Below are 17,189 nucleotides of genomic sequence, written 5' to 3' on the forward strand. Positions count from 1 at the left end.
CTTCTCCTCAGCTACAGAAACTTCATCTTGTCGAGAAGTCCGTGGAAGGCTTCCTCGGTCAGCTTGCCGGCTTCTCTGGGCATGATCTCGAAGTGGCTGGCGCTTTTACCAGTCTGCCGGATCATGAGGTCCGGATGGATCGACGAGCGGTCGATCAGCCGGGGGTTCCAGCCGCCGCCGTCCAGCTTCGCGAAGTTGCTGTCGACCGACATCCCGTGGGTCGGCTTGACCATCCCGTTCTCGTCGAGCTTGTAATGGTTCTTTTCCAGCGCCTTGGGATCGACACCATCTTTCGCGCCGCGGTAGATGGGCTCGTCCGGTCTAGGCTCCCGGCCGAGGACCCGTTCCTGCTGCTGCGGACCCTTCGGCTTGCGCGGCTGCTGCTGCCGTGGCTGCTGCCGTGGCTGCTGGCCCTTGCCCGGATTGCCTTCCTGGGCCTTGCTCTTGGGCTGGTTACCCCGGTTCTGGTTACCCCGGTTCTGGTTACCCCGGCTGTTGCTCTTGCCGTCGTTACGTTGGGCCTTCTGATTGTTCCGGGGTTTCTTCTTGTCCGCAAAGTGTTTGATGATCGTGTGGTAGATCACCACTGTCTTCGCGACGATGCTCATCACGACCACCGTGATCAGTCGCCAGAGGGTGACGATCACGGTCGTGACCACCTTGACCAGCTTGACCACCGAGTGCCACGCCCATTTCAGGACGTCCCAGATGTTCTGGATCTTCTCCTCCCAGCTGATCGTCGTGACCGGCTGCTGGTAGGCCTGCAGCATCGCCACGAGCAGCAGGACGACGATCAGCACCACGACGATCACCGGTACGGCGACCACGACGACGAAGTTGCCGTTGGAGTCGTTGTAGCTGACCGGGTTGTGGTTCGCGTAGGCGTACCCGTTCATCTGCCGCTGGTCGGACATGTCGATGAGTGAGTCGACCGAGATGAAGCGCCCGATGCTCTTGTCGTACTGCCGTGCGCCCAACTGGACGAGCCCGGTGTCCGGATCACTGGTCCCGCCGTGGAAGTCGCGCTGCCCCGGCCAGTCCGTCGGCGCCGTACCACGGGTCTCGCCGTACGGCATCACCCGGCGCTTCTGCACGACCTGCGTGACCGAGTCGATCGCGGTCAGCGGCGTCCCTTGCAGGTCGCCGAGAAGCCAGCTCAGCTTGCCCTCGGACCGTGCAGCGACCACCCGGTCCCCGAACCCGTAGTAACGGTTACCGGTCACAGTCTGACCGGCCTTGTCGAGGTGCAGCTCGGTCTCACCGACGTACAGCGTGGTTCCGGAGGCGTCCCGGCGAATCAGCCGGCCGCCGTCCGCGTCGTAGACCGCACTGGTCGAGGCGGCGCCCTTCGTCGTACCGAGGAGCTGGTTCGACGCGTCCCACTCGAGGACCTCGTCCACCCCGTTGGCAGTCCGCCGGGTGGTGTTGCCGACCTCGTCGTAGCCGAAGGTCTTCGTCTTCGTACCGGCCGGGCCGGTGCTGGTGACGCCGGTCAGCGCATGCGGTTTCGCGCTGCCGTATTCGTACGTGCTCGTCGTGGTCCCGGCCGGTGTGGTCGTCTTCTCCGACTTGCGGTTGCCCGACTTGTCGAACGTCCACTCCTGTGCGTACGGCGCAGGTCCGCCTAGGTCCTGTGCACCTGCGCAGTCGCCACCCGTGTTGTCCGCAGCCGGCTTCGGAGTCCAGGCCTTGGTCAGCCGGCTCAGGTAGTCGTAGTCGAAGCACTGGGTGTCAGTGGCCTCGCCCGACTCCGCCGGGGCGATGTCGGTGGCCTTCTTGATGTTGCCGCCCGGGTCGTACTCGTACCGGGTGTCGGAGACCCGCTTGGGCGAGAGCTCCTTGTCCACCACGACTCGACTGACCCGACGGGTGATCTGGTCGTACTCGAACTTCTGCTGCACGAACGGACCCGACGCCGTTCCCAGCGTCAGTATGTCGGCATCCTCGAACGGCGTGTACGAGAGCTGCCGGACGTACGTGTCCTGACCGGCCAGCGACGTCGGCAGACCCTGGTTGTTGTACCCCAGCGTCAGCGTCTCCGCCCCGAGACCACCGGCAGCCGGAAGCGACCGGGTGGCCACCTTGCCGTCGTCGGTGTAGGTCTGGCCGACCGTGTAGCTACCGGCCAGCTTCCCTTCGGAGGCAGGCAGAGTGAGCGTGGTCCCGGTCGCCCGGCCGGAGACGTCGTACCCGGTGATCGCAGACGTGTAGGCCTCGGTCTTGCCGTCCTTGGTGACGTACCGGGTGGAGGACGTCGCCCGCCCGGCTGCGAGCGAGTCATACTTCCACTCGCTCTGCAGCGGCCCGTCCGGACCGTTCAGTCGCGTTGCGGTCTTCCGCCCGTTGCTGTCGTAGCTGTTGTACAGCTTGACCCCACGAGAGTCCGTGGTCGACACCAGTTGATCGGCAGCGTCGTACTCGTACTTGCTGATCCCCTTGTCCGGGTCGTTCTCCTCGATCTTGCGGCCCTGGGTGTCGTACTTGTAGCTCCAGACACTGCCGGCCGGGTCGGTGACACTCTTCAGGCCGCCGCTCGGCCAGTAGGTGTACTTGGTGCTGTCGTAGTCACCGGTCGCGCTGTCGCCGCGGTACTGGCGCAGTTCGGTGAGGTTGCCGTCGGCATCCATGATCCGGGTGGTCGGCGTCTGGCCGGTGGGCGGATCGATGGTCTGCTTGTTGGTGCTGATGTCGTGCTCGATCGACCACTTCTGCACGCCCATCGAGCGGAACGTCTGGCTCTTCGGCCGCTCGGCCGCGTCCCAGACGGTCAGCTCCTGCTTCGGCAGCGTGGCCTCGTCGACGACCTTCAGCTCGCCCTCGGCCAGGGTCGCGGTGTAGTACGGACCGTTGACCTTGGTCTCGAGACCCCGCGAGTCGTACCGGTTGTCGGTCACCAGCCAGCCACCGCGCGGGGACTGCTCGTGCGTCTGCCGGATCCGGCCCAGACCGTCGTACAGGTCGTAGGAGATGTCGTAGACGCCGCTCTTGACCCGGCGCTTGGTGGTCACCATCGACGGACCGTCGTCGCGCAGCTTGTACTCGAACTCCATGTCGGCCGGACCGCTGGTCGCGTGCCCGGAGTCCCAGGTCTTGCTGACCCGGCCGACCGCGTCGAGCTGACGGACCCCGCGCCGGCCGTCCGGCATCTGCAGGGCGGTCTCGGTGCCGAACGCCGGTTCGAGCTCCTTGATGACCTGCTGGCCGTTCGCTGCGGTCTCGGTGATCTTCGTGATCGGCCCGTACGTCGGGTCGTACGTCCTGCGGGTGGGCCGGTTCACCGCATCCACGGACTCGGTCTGGCGGCCCTGGGTGTCGTACTTGGCCGTGTAGACCAGCTCGTACTTCGGCTGACCCGCAGTGTCGAAGCCGGCGAGCCGCTCGGCGCGGGTGATCTGTCCCTTGACCGGAACGGCGGTCACCGAGGTCGCGTCGTCGTAGAACAGCCGCTCGTCGGTCAGTACGTCGGTATTCGTGAACGGCTGGTCGCACCGCTTCGCGACCTGCTGCAACCGGGCCGGCAGCTCGCGCAGGTTCTTCGCCGGGTTCTCGACGTAGCTGTAGCGCGTGCAACTGTCGTCGGTGGTGTCGGTGAGGTCGCCGGCCTCGTCCTTGCTGCTCAGCCGGCCACCCGCGTCGTAGCTGTTCTGGGTATCGAGCTTGAGTGTGCCGGTGTCGGTCGGCTGGTACTGCGTGAGTTGCTTCTGCCCCGAATACCGCGAGGTCAGGGTGCCCCACGGCCGCGTCATGGTCGCGGTCGGTGCAGACATGTAGTAGTCGGCGATGCTCTTGTTGATCACGGTGGCGCCGTTGTAGGTCATCTGCTCGCGCGCCTGACCGGCGTACTCGTTGACGTCGTCCACTGCGGTGCCGGTGGAGTCGGTGATCTTGACGTCCTTGGCACCGCCGGCGGCGGTCCGGTCACCGTCGAGACCGCGGAAGTACAGGGTCTCGTTGACCGACTGCGGCTCGTCCGCACGGCCCTTGATCACCTTCACGCGCCCGAAACCGCGCCACTCCGACCAGGTGGACTCCTTCAGGTCGGTGCCGGCATCCTGCTCCGCGAAGCGCCAGGCCGGCTTGTCGAGGTACTCGACACTCGTGACGACCGGAATTGGCGCCTGCCACGGGTCGTTGGCCGCGACCGTCCGATCGGTCTCCTGCACAGAGGTGACGACGTACTTGTGGAACCAGTCCGTGCGATCCGGTGAGTCGTCCAGCAAGGACCACTTCTGCGGACGGCAGCGGCGGTCGTTGTTGTCCGGCGCCGGCAGACCCGTCGGCAGACAGTCGATGGCGCTGTAGTTCACCGAGACGTCGCCACCGGTCCCACCGTGGACGGCGTTGATCCGGAACCACTCCAGCGGCGGAACGGTGTCGCTGCCGGTGTCGACCCGGTTCGCCAGCGGGACACCGTCGAAGCTGGTCGAAGGCATCTGGACAGGCGTGCCGACCAGACCGGTCGGGCTGATCTCCTTCAGCCACAGGGCCGGACTGCTGTTGTCACCGCGCAGGTACTCCTGCCGCAGTGACCACGACTGCACATCCTCGTGCTTGTTGCTCGCAGCACGCCAGACCTGCGTGGACACCTTGTCGAGCCGGAGCTGGGTCCAGAACGTCGGGGTGAAGTGGTTCTCGCAGTTGGTGGTGCTCGCGCAGGTCAGGTCCCACGGAGTGTCCGGGTACGTCGTCTTCTGGGTCGGTCCGCAGGGCAACGGCGTACAGCGCTCGGCCGTCGTGAACAGGATCTGGCCGACCGGCTTCTGCGCGAACACCTGGCCGTCGGTCTGGCCGTACTCGATCCGCTTGGGGTTACCGGCGCGCACGTACGTGCTGACCGAGGCCTTCGTGAGGTTCCGGGCGTACCGGTCGACCTCGGTGTTGTAGAACAGGCTCATCGTGTTGCCGCTGGAGTCGACCACGTAGTCGAGGTTCCACTCGTACGCCTGCTGGCACCACGAGTCCGCGAACGCGGTCTTGTTGCACTGCTCACCGCTGTTGTTGCCGAAGACGGGCACTGTGAAGGCGGACTTGGTCTCGTCCTTGCCGGTGGCCCATCCGGGCAGCCGGTTCAGGCCGAAGTAGTACTTCGTCCCGTCGGACGACGTCATCCGCCAGTACTCGCCCTTGTCGGCGGCGGCCACGCCGTCGTCGCCGTTCGTCGCGCCACTGAGCCGCTCGATGATCGCGCCGTCGTCGCCGCGCATCCGCCAGACCTCGCCACTGGCGTCCTTCTTGGCCAGGACCAGGTCGCCGGACTTGCCGTTGACCGAGATGTTGATGCTGTCACCGGCGAAGCAGAGGTCACCGGTCTTGCGGGTGCCGTTGTTGCCGTTGAGGTCCTTCGAGCAGCTCCGGTACCGGCGCTCGACCTTGCCGCCGCCGCTGGTCGTGAACCCCTGGCCGATCTGCGAGGTCTGGTTGTTGGTCGCCGACGACAACCCGTCCAGCGCGCCGGACGAGTAGTTCAGGCCGATCGTCGGCTCCGGACCACCGGTCGACGGCGGCGTGTCGAACGGCATCTGCCACTCGAAGTCACCGGACGAGCCACCGACACTCCAGGTCGAACTGCCGTCGCCGGACGAGGACTTCTTGTAGTCACCCGCACCGCTCGAGTCGCCGGCCGCGACCATGACGGTCTGCGCCTGCGCTGCGACCGGTACGTCGGCAGTCACCTGACCGGAACCGTTGTTGCGGCTCGGCAGCACGACCGTCTTGCCGTCGCGCTGAACGGTGAACCGCAGCCGGGTGGCCCAGTCGCCGCCGAACGTGTCGCGGAACTCGCGATAGTCGACACCGACAGCGACCTGGCCGGACTTCGCCGAGCCGTCGGCCCGGCTGAGCTTCAGCTCGAGCGCGTCACCGCGCCTGCCGAGCAGCTCGACCTTGACCTTCGCAGGTGCGTTGGTTGCAACGCCTTTCGCGAGTACTTCGCGGGCGGTCGCAGCGGTCGGTGCGATCCAGACCGGCAGCTGACCGGCCTTGGCTTGCTGGGTGACGCGGCCCCCGTTGAGGGCCAGCTGCCACGTGCCGTCGGCGGCGGGCGCCGGTACGGCGACCTCGGCGGAACCGGCCGTCGGCCACTGCACGGCCGGCGATCCGTGGAACTCACGCGCAGCGGTCTTGGCCGCCGGGCGGGGATCGGCCTTGGCAGTGCGGCCGTCGACGGACTTGTACTGGGTGGAGTTGAACGCAGGGTCAGGCCGGGCTGCGGCCGCGGCGGTAAGACCTTGTTGCTGGGTGGACAGGACCAGCGAGACAGCCAGTCCAGCGGCGATGGCCGTGAACGTGGCAGCGCGGTTCGAACGGAACCGTCGAGAGGACATGGGCGGGCCTCCAAGGTAGACGCCCACACCTTGCGGCCTGCGCACTCATCGTCACCAGGTAAGAAGTGGACAACTTCCGGAACCGGCCAGTCTCCCGGGGCCGGAAACCGTCCGAAACATGTCATTGTCTTCTTCGTCCGGCGGAGAACTCTGACGTGAGGGTGGTGGGGGGATGCGTCGGCGACGCTTGTCCTTGAGTGTGGTCCTGATGGCGTTGGCTGCAGTACTGGTGGCTGGTCCGGCCGGTGCTGGTGCGCCTGCCCAAGCTGCACCGGTTGCGGCTCCGCCTGTCATGGATCCGAACGTGGCATCACCGGAAGCCCGGGCGATGGCAACAGCGCTGCGGACCGGCCAACGGGTCGAACAGGCCGAACACCGCACCGAGACCGGTCAGGTGTTCGCCAACCCTGACGGCACCAAGACGATGGAGCAGCACAGTCAGCCGGTGCGGGTCCACAAGGGCCGCGACTGGGTCGACCCCGACCCGACGCTCAAGCTGGAGGCGGACGGCCTGGTTCGACCAGTGGCCACGGTCTCGCCACTCGTCCTGTCCGGTGGCGGCAACCAGGACCTGGTGTCGATCGGTGCTCCCGGCGCCCGGATTCGCCTCGGCTGGCCGGGCGTGCTGCCGAAGCCCGTGCTGAGCGGGAACATCGCGACGTACCCGTCGGTGCTGCCTGGGGTCGACCTGCAGATCACGGCTGAGGTGGATCGGTTCTCCGAACTGCTCGTGGTCCACGACCGGGCCGCTGCGGCGAACCCGGCACTGGCCACGCTGCGCTTTCCGGTCAGCGCCGAGGGCATCACCTTGCGCGTCCAGCCGGATGGTTCGACTCGGGCGACCGATCGGACCGGAAAGCTTGTGTACACAGCCGATCGGCCGACGATGTGGGACGCGTCGAGTGACGTCAAACCCCGGTCGGCGAAGCTCGGCATCCGGCAGGAGCCCGGCCACTTCGTCCTCACGCCGGACCGCAAACTGCTGACCGACCCGGCCGCGAAGTTCCCGCTGTACATCGACCCGTCGATCTCCGGTACGTCGATCAACTGGCTGCACGTGAACAAGGACTCCACCTCGGTCGACGGCTGGACCTACGACCGGGACGCCGGCGGCGCCAAGGTCGGACCGCGGTGGGGAGAACCGGCCAACGTGTACCGGTCGATGTTCCTGATGCGGACCGTCAGCGGCGCACAGGCGATCGCCGGCAGCACGATCCTGAGCGCGCAGTTCCGGATCACGCTGGACTGGAGCTCGTCGGGTACGGCGAAGCCGGTGCAGCTTTGGCAACTGCCGGATCTCGACACCGCGAACAAGAACCTGAACTGGGGCACCACCAACGCGACGTACTGGAAGACCCTGCTGGACACTCGCAGCGGTGCGGCGTGGCCGGAGGAGAAGACCTTCCCGATGGAGTTCGGCGTCCCTGATGCCGCAAGTCCGTTGCGGACGATGGTTCAGGCCGTGGCCAACGCCCGGAAGCCGACCCTGTCGCTCGGCCTCCGTTCACCGAACGAGGGCACCAGCCAGGAAGCACAGTTCCACTGGAAGAAGTTCATCCCCAGCTCGGCGGCGCTCGCGATCAAATACAACACCACGCCGAAGATGCCGAAGGGTCTCAACCTGACCCGGCCACGACCCTGCGGTACGGCGGCAGCCCCGATCCCGGTGCTCACTGCACAACCGCAGTGGGCCTCGGTCGCGGACGACCCGGACCTCGGCGACAACGTCACCACCACCCTGCAGATCAAGGACCCGGCCGGCACGGTCGTGCACGAGAGCGCGGTCGGACCGACTGTGAGCGGTGCCGCCTTCGCCTGGCCGGAAACCCCAGTGGGTAAGCTGACCATCGGTGTCGTCTACAGCTACACCGCCTTCACCAAGGACGCCGCGAACGCGACCAGCCCGGTCACACCGGCCTGCTACTTCGTCATCGACACGGCGGCACCCGCCGTACCGAAGATCGAATCGACAGACTTCCCCAACGCCGGCGACCCGGTGATCGAGGCGCGCAAGACCGGCAAGGTGACGTTCAAGCCGGCTGCTGGTGAGACGGACCTCGACGAGTACGTGTACGGGTTCCAGGCGGACGCACTGAGCAGCCGGGTCAAGGCCGGAGCAGACGGGACCGCCACGATCCCGATCACGGTGCACCCCGACCCAGTCACCGGCGTACCGAGCCTGCGGCTGTATGTCCGGGCTGTTGACCGGGCCGGAAACAGCAGTGCGATTCGGGAGGCGTGGGAGCTCTCCGCGAAGTCCCCTGTCGGAACAGCGCCGACAGTCCGTGGCGACAGCAACGGTGACGGCAAGGCCGATATCACTGCGGTTCTGGACCACGGGTTCGGCCGGACCGGCATCTGGAACATCGTCTCGGCAGGGTCCTCGTTCTACGCCGGCACGATGGCCTGGGACACCGGTGAAGGCACCGGGTTCTCGCTGGCCAAGGTCAAACCCGTCCAGGGCGATTTCGACGGTGACGGCAAGACCGACATGGCTGTGTTCCGTTCCGGCGCCGGTGGCCGGATGTGGTTGTACAAACTGCCGTCGGACGGGAACGAGTACCAGAACCCGCCGGCGGCCTGGAGTACCGAGACCAGCCCGTGGCAACTGAACACCGCCCGCGTGGTGTCGGGTGATGTCGACGGCGACGGCAAGGACGACATCGTCGTCCAGAACGCCGGCACTGGCGACAACTGGCAGGCGCAGGTCTACCGAGCGGCCGATGACTTCGCCGTACCGGTCACCTGGGCACAGGCTGCGGCTGGGAACACCTGGTCGCGCAGTGCGCCGCTGCTCGTCGACATCGACAAGGACGGCAAGGCGGACCTGCTGAGCGTGCGCAACCTGACCGGCTGCCGCACTGCGGTGGACATGTACCGCTCGACCGGTACGGCGTTCGCGGCGGCGACCACGATCTACGACTCCGGCGTCGATGGGTTCTGCTGGGACAAGAGCCGGTTCACCGTGGCCGACCCGGACGGCAACGGCAGGGACGACGTGCTCGCGTTGACCGAGAACACCCCGACCGACGGCACCCTGGTCGTGTTCAGCTCCGATGGCACTCAGCTGACCAAGTCGGAGCGGCGGCACGTCACCGGACTGGAGTTGGCCAAGACAACGCTGGTCAGCGGTGACTACGACGGCGACCACCTCGAGGACATCGGCCTGCTGTACGCCGCGGCAGACGGTGATCGCGAGGTGTACACCCTGCACTCCACCGGGACTGCGTTCGACGACAAGGCGAAGACCTGGTCAGGTGCGGTCGCGGCAGTGACCGGCCCGAAGTTCGACATCGAGCACCGGCAGTACGAGCTGGTCAACAAGAACAGCGGTAAGTGCCTGAACGTCGACGCCAGCAGCGTTGCCGACAACGCCAAGGTGATCCAGTACGCCTGCATTGGGAACAGGCTGAACGAGCGCTTCCGACTGATACCGATCGCCGGGACCGACCAGTACAGCATCCGGCCGGTGCACACCGCGGTCGACGCCGGACCGATCAAGTGCCTCAACGTGACCGGTGGCAGCTCACAGGACGAGGCGAACGTCGTACAGACCGCCTGTGGCGGTGGGCTGGGTGAGCCGCGGGCGTGGGAGCAGGTGACGTTCGGCTACGTCGACGGCAGCGCCTACGAGACCGTCGTCCAGTTGCGGTTCGCGCACAGTGAAAAGTGTCTCGGCGTGGCCGATGCCTCGCTGAACGACAGTGCGCTGATCCAGCAGACGTCCTGCGGCCAGTCGGCGAGCGAGCAGTGGATTCTGCGGCCGACGTTCAACGCCACCCAGCTGGGCGGCGTCAACGGCAGCGCCCGGTACCGCGTCGACGCGGCCAGCGGTACGACGACGGTTCTCGAGGTACCGAAGTGTGTCACCGCGGCCGGCAGCCCGGTCCGGATGGGCACGTGGTCGACGACCAGCCTCTGCCAGAAGTGGACACTGCGCAGTCTCGGTGACGACATGTACAAGATCATCGACACCAACACCAAGCAGGCCCTCGAGATCAACGGCTGCTCGAAGTTGCCCAGAGCAAACATGATCATCTTCACGGACAACACGTCCGAGTGCGAGAAGTGGCGGATCGAGCCGACCCCCGGCGGAAGCTACAGCGTGATCGCCGTCAGCTCCGGCCTCTCACTGGACGTCGCCGGAGGCAGCTCCACCGCCGGCGCCGAGGTGATCACCTGGTTCTACCACGGCGGAAAGGGCCAGCGCTGGTCCTTCAAACCCCAGTAACCCCATAGCGTCCGAAGGATCGGAGGGCGTGGTCTCCGGTCTTTCGGACATTAACGGGGTTCGCCCCGGATGCGTCCGAAAACCGGAGGCGCGCAACGCCGGGTTCTGTGGTGGGTGATCGGTCGCGTTCCCGGCATACGCAATCCGCCCCGCGGCTGGCAAAGGGTTCGGCTGTGACTCGCTGCGGCGATCGAGGCAGGTCTGAATTCTCCACCGGCACGGCGTGCCGATGCGCCGCCGTGGCCTCTTGCCTGAGCAGGTCGACGACGCCATCCACCTCTACAACCTCGGCTGGTCACTGGCGCGAGTCGGCCAACACCTGGGTGTCGACCACACCACCGTGCTGAACAAACTGCGCGAACGCGGCATCCCCACTCGAGACACCCACGGACACCCACGCATCGAAGCAGGTGCACCTATGGAATGAGAGCGGGTCCAACGGCTGCGGTCATGGCCGTGGCCGCACTGGGCGCCGTCGCAGGGCTGGCCGTCGCCTGGTCACGCGCACGGTGGGGAGCCTGACCCGTTCCGTGCCCGAGTCGACTGGTCCGCGCTGCTCCGTCGGCCACGAGGACCCGCTCACCCAGCTGCTCGCAGGTCGTGCTTGTCCAGCCAGGAAACGATGGCGGTGGCGATCGCTTCGGGCTGGTCTTCCGGGGTTTGGTGGCCGGAGGCAAGATCGTGCGCGGCGATGTCGAGACCGGCGATGTTGGTGGCGCACCAGTCGATGAGCTCCGGGCCCATCATCGCGCCGAAGAGGGGCTGGAAGGTGATCAACAGCTTGGGCACGTCGGCACTGGCCGCGAGCCAATCGTCGTAGCGGTTGACCCTGGCCACGACGTCGGCCGGCTCGCCGTCCAGTGGCATCGATCGTGCCCAGCGCAGCAGCGGCCTGCGGCTGGCCGGCGTGGGATACGGCTTGCGTAGGTTTCGAAGTCCTCATCGGTGAGCCGGGCTACCATGCTGGGCATTGCCTCGATGAACGCGTTCTGGTCCAACATCATCGTCTCGCCCACTCCGGGGGTCTTGATCGACCGGAACAGTTCGCGGCCGGCCTCAGGGAATTCCTGCCAGGACATCGGCTTGACGATTGTCTCGGTGAACGCGATGCCCCGCACCCGGCCGGGATGGCGTGCGGCCCAGTCGAAGGCGAGCGCGCCGCCCCAGTCATGGCCGACCAGTACGACGTCGTAGAGACCTAGCGCGTCGAACCAGGCGTCCAGATAACGGGCGTGATCGTCGAAGGTATAGTCGATGTCCGGCTTGCCTGAGTCACCCATGCCGATCAGGTCCGGCGCCAGTCGTCTGCCTGGGTCGCCGACGGCCGACATGATGTGCCGCCACCCGTATGACGACGTGGGATTGCCGTGCAGGAAGACGATCGGCGACCCGGTACCGTCCTCACGATAGAACATCGTCGAGTCGAGAACATTCTTGGTAGGCATGAGAAATTCCTTTTGTCGCGTTGAGTGAAACGTCAGATATTGAGGCCCAGCACGCGGTCCATCGCGATCTCGATCACGACTCGCCCTGGCGGGTTGGGTGGCGGGGACTGGTAGCGCCTGGTGTAGCGGCGCACCCCTTCGGCCACTCGGCGGGGATCGTCGGACACCGTGGCCGTGCCTTCGATTGTGATCCAGCGAAAACCCGCCACCTGGCAAAGTGCGGCGCGGCTACCTGGGTTTGCGGTCAGATTCCTGGCCTTGCGCGAGGCTGCGACGGTCATCACCCTTGCCAGCCCCGCGTCGCCGTCCCAGGTGAAACGCACCACCACCACGTGAAGAGAGCCGTCATGCCGCACAGTCGTCAGCGTGGCAACGTTGGCCTCGGTCAGGAAAGCCTTGGCCGAAGCCAACAACGGCTTCGCCTTCGCGCAGGTCACTTGAAGGCCGCGATGTTGCGCGCCGCCCAGTCGGCGAAAGTGCGGGCCTGGCGGCCCAGGATCTGCTCGACCTCGGGGCTCACCTGCTGCTCCTCGGCCGACGGCAGGCCCAGGATGTCGAGAGTGCTTTCCGCGACCGGCTCGGGCATGAACCGCAGCATCTGGACCCGTGCCTCCTCGCGGCTCTGCTCGCCGAACCGCACTGGCTCGCCCAGCGCGGCTTCGATCGCCGCGGCCCGCTGCCGGGGCGAGATCGGCGCCGGCCCGGTCAGTGCGTAGGTATTGCCTACGTGACGGGCGTCGCGCAATGCGACCGCGGCGACTTCGGCGATGTCGGCCGGATCGATGCCCGGTATCGCGACATCGCCGAACGGCGCGGCAACCATACGTCGCGTACGGACCATTTCGGCCCACTGGAGCGTGTTGGAGTGAAAGCCACCCGGCCGCAGCATCGTCCATTCCAGACTCGACTGCTGGACGGCGGCTTCGAGGTTCGAGGGGTGGCGCCCGGTGGCGACGCCCTGGGAGGACAGCAAGACGACCCGCCGAACGCCGGCGGCTCGCACGACTTCGAGGACGTCGCCGAGGTTGCCGCCGGCCCCCATAAAGTCGCCGGAGGTCAGGAGGAACAGCGCCTCAGCCTCGTCGAGGGCAGGTTTGAGGTTCTCCGGCTCGAGCAGGTCGGCCTGCTGAAACGCCACCCCTGCGGGCACATCCTGGGCAGCGATCCGTCGAGCGACCGCTGTCACCTCTTCGCCCGCGGTGACCAGTGCCTCCACCAGCGGTCGTCCCACGTTTCCCGTCGCTCCGGTTACCACGATCATGTTCGCTCCCGAATCCGAGTTCGTTTTCTGATTCGGCCAAGCTACTGTCGAGGAGCTAGTAGGTACCTAGAGGAAAGTATTGGGGAAACGGTGTGAAAGTGACCGAGCTCACCGAGGTCGATCCGGAGCAGGCCTGCCCGATCGCGCCCGTGGTCGACATCGTGTTCAGCCGCTGGACCACCCCGATCCTGTGGGTGCTCAACGAGTTCGGGCGACAGCGATTCGTGGCACTGTCGCGCCGCGTCACCACGATCACGCCCAAGGTGCTGACCCAGCGGCTACGGCAAATGGAACGCGACGGGCTCGTCGAGCGCACCTATTACCCTGAGGTCCCACCGCGGGTGGAGTACGAGATCAGCGAACTGGGCCGCAGCCTGTCGCCGCTGTTCGCGGCGCTCTCGGAGTGGTCGGTCAACCTGGACAAGGTCGAGCAGGCCCGGCAGGACTACGACGCCCGCGAGCAGGCCCCCCGGCGTCGAACCTGACTCGTCCGTGGCGTTCTCATCCAGCATCCAAGCGACGCCGCCCGTATCCGGCGAACAGGCATCGACCTGGACGGCGCACCGTACGCCGATCCGCCCCGGCCGCAGTCGATCGAGGTGTGTCGTTCGGTGCGGGAGGGCGGCGACACCAAGACCCACGAGTCCCGGCGAACCCCGCGACTGCCGGAGCGCTGCATAGAAGCGCTCCGGGAGCACCGGGCGCAGCAGCAGACCATGCAGGCGACGGCTGACGATCGGTGGAGGCATCTCAACCTGGTGTTCTGTATTGCGATCGGCACCGAGCTGGACGCTGCCAACGTCCGGCGAGATTTCCGGCGCGTAGCCGACCGCACGCCTGGCCTGAACAGTGCCGAGTGGACGCCTCGCGAGATGTGGCACAGCTTCGTGTCAACTGCTGCTCGGTGAAGGCGGGCTGAGCATCGAGAAGATCTCACTGCTAGTCGGCCACAAGAGCACTCAGGTGACCGAGTCGTCTACCGCCACCAGCTGCGACCGGTACTCACTGAGGGAGCCGAAGCGATGGACGGACTGTTGCCTCAGAACCGGTAGTCACTCAGTTAGAGACTCGGGTCCCTTTCCCTAGCCGGGAAAGGGCCTCTGACATGCGGTGGACCTGCCGGGACCGCATTACAACACAAACGCGCAGGTCAGAGACCTAGAGCGGACTCGTCAAACAACTCCCGAAGCCCTCCTCGACGCCAAAGTCAGCCGATCTGCCCCGCCAACGACCTCGAACAGCCAGACGGCTCAATGCTGAGCAGACGGCACAGCTGGTGGTCGATTATGTGGACGGCGCGAACCTGCGCGGGCTGCGGAACGCGCCCAACATCTATCCGGCCGGCGCCCATCTGGCCGCGACGGCGGCCGCGACGGCCGAGGCGCTCGGACGCGAACGGGTCCGCCGGGCCGAATTGATCTTGCGACTGGGCACACGGTTCGGCATCCACCCGGATACGGCTGGGCTGATCTTGCGGCGGGAGAGGGTCGCGATGCGGCCGAAGGGACTCGCGCCAAAGCAGGTCGTCGAAGCCGCGCGGCTCTACGAAGAGGGCTGGTCATCGGCCCGGATCGGTAGGCGGCTGGGCTTCAACGGGGCGACGATCGTCACCGCCTTAAGCAAACAAGGTGTGCGTACCAGAGGTGCTCAAGAGCGACCTCGGTAGACAGCTGATTGCTATCGCTCTCATCTACTGCACCAGCCAGCCTCCGACTGGCCCCGGCATGCCAGGCGTAGCTATGTGAGGCCGGTGGGCGACCCATCGGGCCCCACACGCCCGCCGACGTCCAGTACGGCCTCACCGCGGCCAGCGACCAGCGCCGCCGTCGCGCCCTGACCACGGGCCGGACCGCAGCCCCCCGAACAATTCACCACCGCCACAACACTGGCCATCCTCACCCTGCCTTACGCAACCTCGATCAACCAACTCATCCAGAAGAGCCCGCGGCCTAACTCCCGCGGGCCCTCAACCACCTTGGACTTGACGAATTCCGCTCCGCCAAATACTTGCGTGGATGGCGATCGTCGGCGCCGCTCGCTACGCTCTGTGGCAAGCCGAAGCAATCAGTTAGCGGAGAGTCGATACCCTATGGAATCGTTGTTCGAGGATGCACAGCGCGACGGCCTGCTGGCGCGCGTTTCGGCGTTCATCGCTCCAGTCGCAGCCAATGCCGGTGCCGTCGTCGACTCTCTCGACGCTCTCGACTTGGCGGATGCTGTCTACCAGGCGTTCGGCGATTTGGACGCCGATGGCGGCCTGGGCCGCGCTCAGTTGGCGGAGGCTTGCGCCGACATCTGTCCGGACTCAGCGCGATTCAACTCTCGTTTCGACCTCTACTGTCATCTCCGCATGCTCATGCCGGTTCGCGATAAGGCTCATCAGCAGCGATACGTCTTCAACCCCACATCAGCCGCAGCTTTGATGGTGTTTGAACGTCTCGGACAGGATGGCGGAGTTCAGGAGATCCTGACCCTGCTAGACCGCACACGCAGCGGATTGCGTTCCGGTGTGGCCACGTCGGAGCATGTGCAGCATGCGCTGGCACAAGCCCGTCGAGGATTCTCTGTCAACGCGGATCACCTGAATCGGCTGGTAGCCTCGTCGCCCCTTGAAGAACTACTGGCGGAGCGACGGCACCACCGAACCGGAGATACGCTCCTCAAGGATGCAAGAGACCTCATCACGCTGGTGGTTCAAAGGTTCCCACCTCTGGCAGCCGACGGCGATCGCTTGATCCGCGAGGCAGTTCGTTACTCCCAAGCGGTGCAACGCTTCATCGGCAGACTCCTCGACGAGGCTGCCGCCCACCGGGACTTCTCGATGCTCGACGCGGAGCAATACCTGACCGCCGCTCTGACCGCTGACGTCGAAGCGCTATCCCATCCGTTTTCACAGGTGATCTTTGATCCCGCGAATCCACCTGTGGACGCGGATGGCATCGTCGGCGCGGTCGACGATGTGGTCCCACGACCTACCCGCCGGCGAGCTCCGCAACCTGCCGATCCGAGCCCCGGAGACGATCCAGTCCTACTGGCGCGCGAGCGTACGGAGCGAACCAGGCGAAGGCGCCTGCTCGCCGCGGAAATGAGTCTCGACGGAGAGCCAACCGCAGACGTGACGACAGCACTGCGACTGGCAGGTTGGCCTGGAGCAGCGGTGAGGGTCGCCGATCTGCTCGCCGCGCACGCCGATCCGGATTTGCCGTACAGCGTCGAACTAAGTGAGGCACTGATCGTCGACCCGCCCGGTGTTGTTACACACGTCTCCCCCGTCAGAGTCAACCGACACGCCACGATGGCTTCCCTGGCCGACGCATCATCCTTGACGTGGGAGCCCCACCTGACCGATGAGCTACAGATTGACGTCGAAGAGAGCTTGCGTGAGCACTAAACCGACCATCGTTGTCGAAACCCGACTGCTGTACGAGAGACCGGATCGCCAGTTGCTGGCCGCCTTAAGGACTCTGCGGACCGCCCCTGGACCTGAGAATCCGTCGGAGGAACGAGTACTCCGGGCAGCTGCGCGCAAGATCGGCCGGTCCGTCGTCGAGGTACATGCCGGACAAATCCTACTGGGTTGGGATGCCGATACTAATGGCACCTGGGGAGGCGAGGGGATGGACTCCGTCCGCTCGGCGCGTCCGGCTCAGCCTCGTCTGCTTCGGACGCTGGCTGCCTGCTTGAGATGCTGCTGGACCGACCCCAATGCGCCCATCTACCCGGCAGAATTAGCAAGTGTTGACGACGTGCTCGCTACAGTGAACTTCCTGAGGGCGCCCAACGAAACAGGTGGGACCAATGTCGGAGGTACCCGGCATGCACGCGGGGCGTTAACCACCTTGGATTTTGCCGGATTGATCGTGCTCAACCAGGCAGAGCAGACCATCATGCTGGGACCGGTGGTCGCGGCCCTGGCCAGACCACGAGGT

General features: G+C 65.9%; 11 protein-coding genes. 6 read left to right on the plus strand and 5 right to left on the minus strand.

What is annotated here, in order from left to right; genetic code table 11:
- Nucleotides 1–11: 11 nt before the first annotated feature.
- Nucleotides 12–6,323, minus strand: coding sequence for an RHS repeat domain-containing protein (locus tag F1D05_RS13210; RefSeq protein ID WP_185447981.1), 6,312 nt, complete (start codon nucleotides 6,321–6,323; stop codon nucleotides 12–14).
- A 304-nt stretch (nucleotides 6,324–6,627) separates the two neighbouring features.
- Between F1D05_RS13210 and F1D05_RS13215 the strand changes: the two genes are divergently transcribed.
- Together F1D05_RS13215 and F1D05_RS13220 are read left to right on the plus strand one after the other, a co-directional pair.
- Nucleotides 6,628–10,554, plus strand: a complete 3,927-nt coding sequence (locus F1D05_RS13215) for an RICIN domain-containing protein (RefSeq protein WP_185447982.1) — start codon at nucleotides 6,628–6,630, stop codon at nucleotides 10,552–10,554.
- Nucleotides 10,555–10,783: 229 nt separating this feature from the next.
- Entirely contained in the window at nucleotides 10,784–10,981 is a 198-nt protein-coding gene (locus F1D05_RS13220) for a hypothetical protein (protein ID WP_206686196.1), read from the plus strand.
- A 152-nt stretch (nucleotides 10,982–11,133) separates the two neighbouring features.
- On the opposite strand, the gene F1D05_RS38825 is transcribed toward F1D05_RS13220, so the two are convergent.
- Genes F1D05_RS38825 through F1D05_RS13235 form a run of 4 tightly spaced genes read right to left on the minus strand, consistent with a single transcriptional unit; the run spans nucleotide 11,134 to nucleotide 13,260 of the window.
- Nucleotides 11,134–11,343, minus strand: coding sequence for a hypothetical protein (locus tag F1D05_RS38825; protein ID WP_206686197.1), 210 nt, complete (start codon nucleotides 11,341–11,343; stop codon nucleotides 11,134–11,136).
- On the minus strand, nucleotides 11,328–12,035 hold the full coding sequence (locus tag F1D05_RS13225) for a haloalkane dehalogenase (RefSeq protein WP_281388976.1): 708 nt from the start codon (nucleotides 12,033–12,035) through the stop codon (nucleotides 11,328–11,330). The genes F1D05_RS38825 and F1D05_RS13225 overlap by 16 nt, the downstream gene beginning before the upstream one ends.
- Nucleotides 12,032–12,436: a pyridoxamine 5'-phosphate oxidase family protein gene (locus F1D05_RS13230; RefSeq protein WP_246486657.1), complete on the minus strand. Its 405-nt coding sequence runs from the start codon at nucleotides 12,434–12,436 to the stop codon at nucleotides 12,032–12,034. The genes F1D05_RS13225 and F1D05_RS13230 overlap by 4 nt, the downstream gene beginning before the upstream one ends.
- Nucleotides 12,433–13,260, minus strand: a complete 828-nt coding sequence (locus F1D05_RS13235; RefSeq protein ID WP_185447983.1) for an NAD(P)H-binding protein — start codon at nucleotides 13,258–13,260, stop codon at nucleotides 12,433–12,435. Before F1D05_RS13235 ends, F1D05_RS13230 begins: the two co-directional genes overlap by 4 nt.
- Before the next feature lie 98 nt (nucleotides 13,261–13,358).
- On the opposite strand from F1D05_RS13235, the gene F1D05_RS13240 reads away from it, so the two are divergent.
- The 4 genes from F1D05_RS13240 to F1D05_RS13255 all read left to right on the plus strand — a co-directional run bounded on the left by F1D05_RS13240 (nucleotide 13,359) and on the right by F1D05_RS13255 (nucleotide 16,651).
- A complete protein-coding gene (locus F1D05_RS13240; protein WP_185447984.1) occupies nucleotides 13,359–13,745 on the plus strand; it encodes a winged helix-turn-helix transcriptional regulator in 387 nt (128 codons plus the stop codon).
- 126 nt (nucleotides 13,746–13,871) lie between these two features.
- Entirely contained in the window at nucleotides 13,872–14,168 is a 297-nt protein-coding gene (locus tag F1D05_RS13245) for a hypothetical protein (RefSeq protein WP_185447985.1), read from the plus strand.
- A gap of 368 nt (nucleotides 14,169–14,536) precedes the next feature.
- Complete coding sequence (locus tag F1D05_RS13250) at nucleotides 14,537–14,926, plus strand: helix-turn-helix domain-containing protein (RefSeq protein ID WP_185447986.1); 390 nt, start codon at nucleotides 14,537–14,539, stop codon at nucleotides 14,924–14,926.
- Nucleotides 14,927–15,349: 423 nt separating this feature from the next.
- Nucleotides 15,350–16,651: a hypothetical protein gene (locus F1D05_RS13255; protein ID WP_185447987.1), complete on the plus strand. Its 1,302-nt coding sequence runs from the start codon at nucleotides 15,350–15,352 to the stop codon at nucleotides 16,649–16,651.
- Nucleotides 16,652–17,189 lie beyond the last annotated feature (538 nt).

The sequence above is a fragment of the Kribbella qitaiheensis genome, assembly GCF_014217565.1.
GTDB lineage: Bacteria > Actinomycetota > Actinomycetes > Propionibacteriales > Kribbellaceae > Kribbella > Kribbella qitaiheensis_A.

What these genes read in the sequence shown, in the direction of transcription:
- F1D05_RS13210 (WP_185447981.1), bottom strand. Translation starts at nt 6,323, where the DNA reads ATGTCCTCTCGACGGTTCCGTTCGAACCGCGCTGCCACGTTCACGGCC.
- F1D05_RS13220 (WP_206686196.1), top strand. Translation starts at nt 10,784, where the DNA reads ATGCGCCGCCGTGGCCTCTTGCCTGAGCAGGTCGACGACGCCATCCAC.
- F1D05_RS13235 (WP_185447983.1), bottom strand. Translation starts at nt 13,260, where the DNA reads ATGATCGTGGTAACCGGAGCGACGGGAAACGTGGGACGACCGCTGGTG.
- F1D05_RS13255 (WP_185447987.1), top strand. Translation starts at nt 15,350, where the DNA reads ATGGAATCGTTGTTCGAGGATGCACAGCGCGACGGCCTGCTGGCGCGC.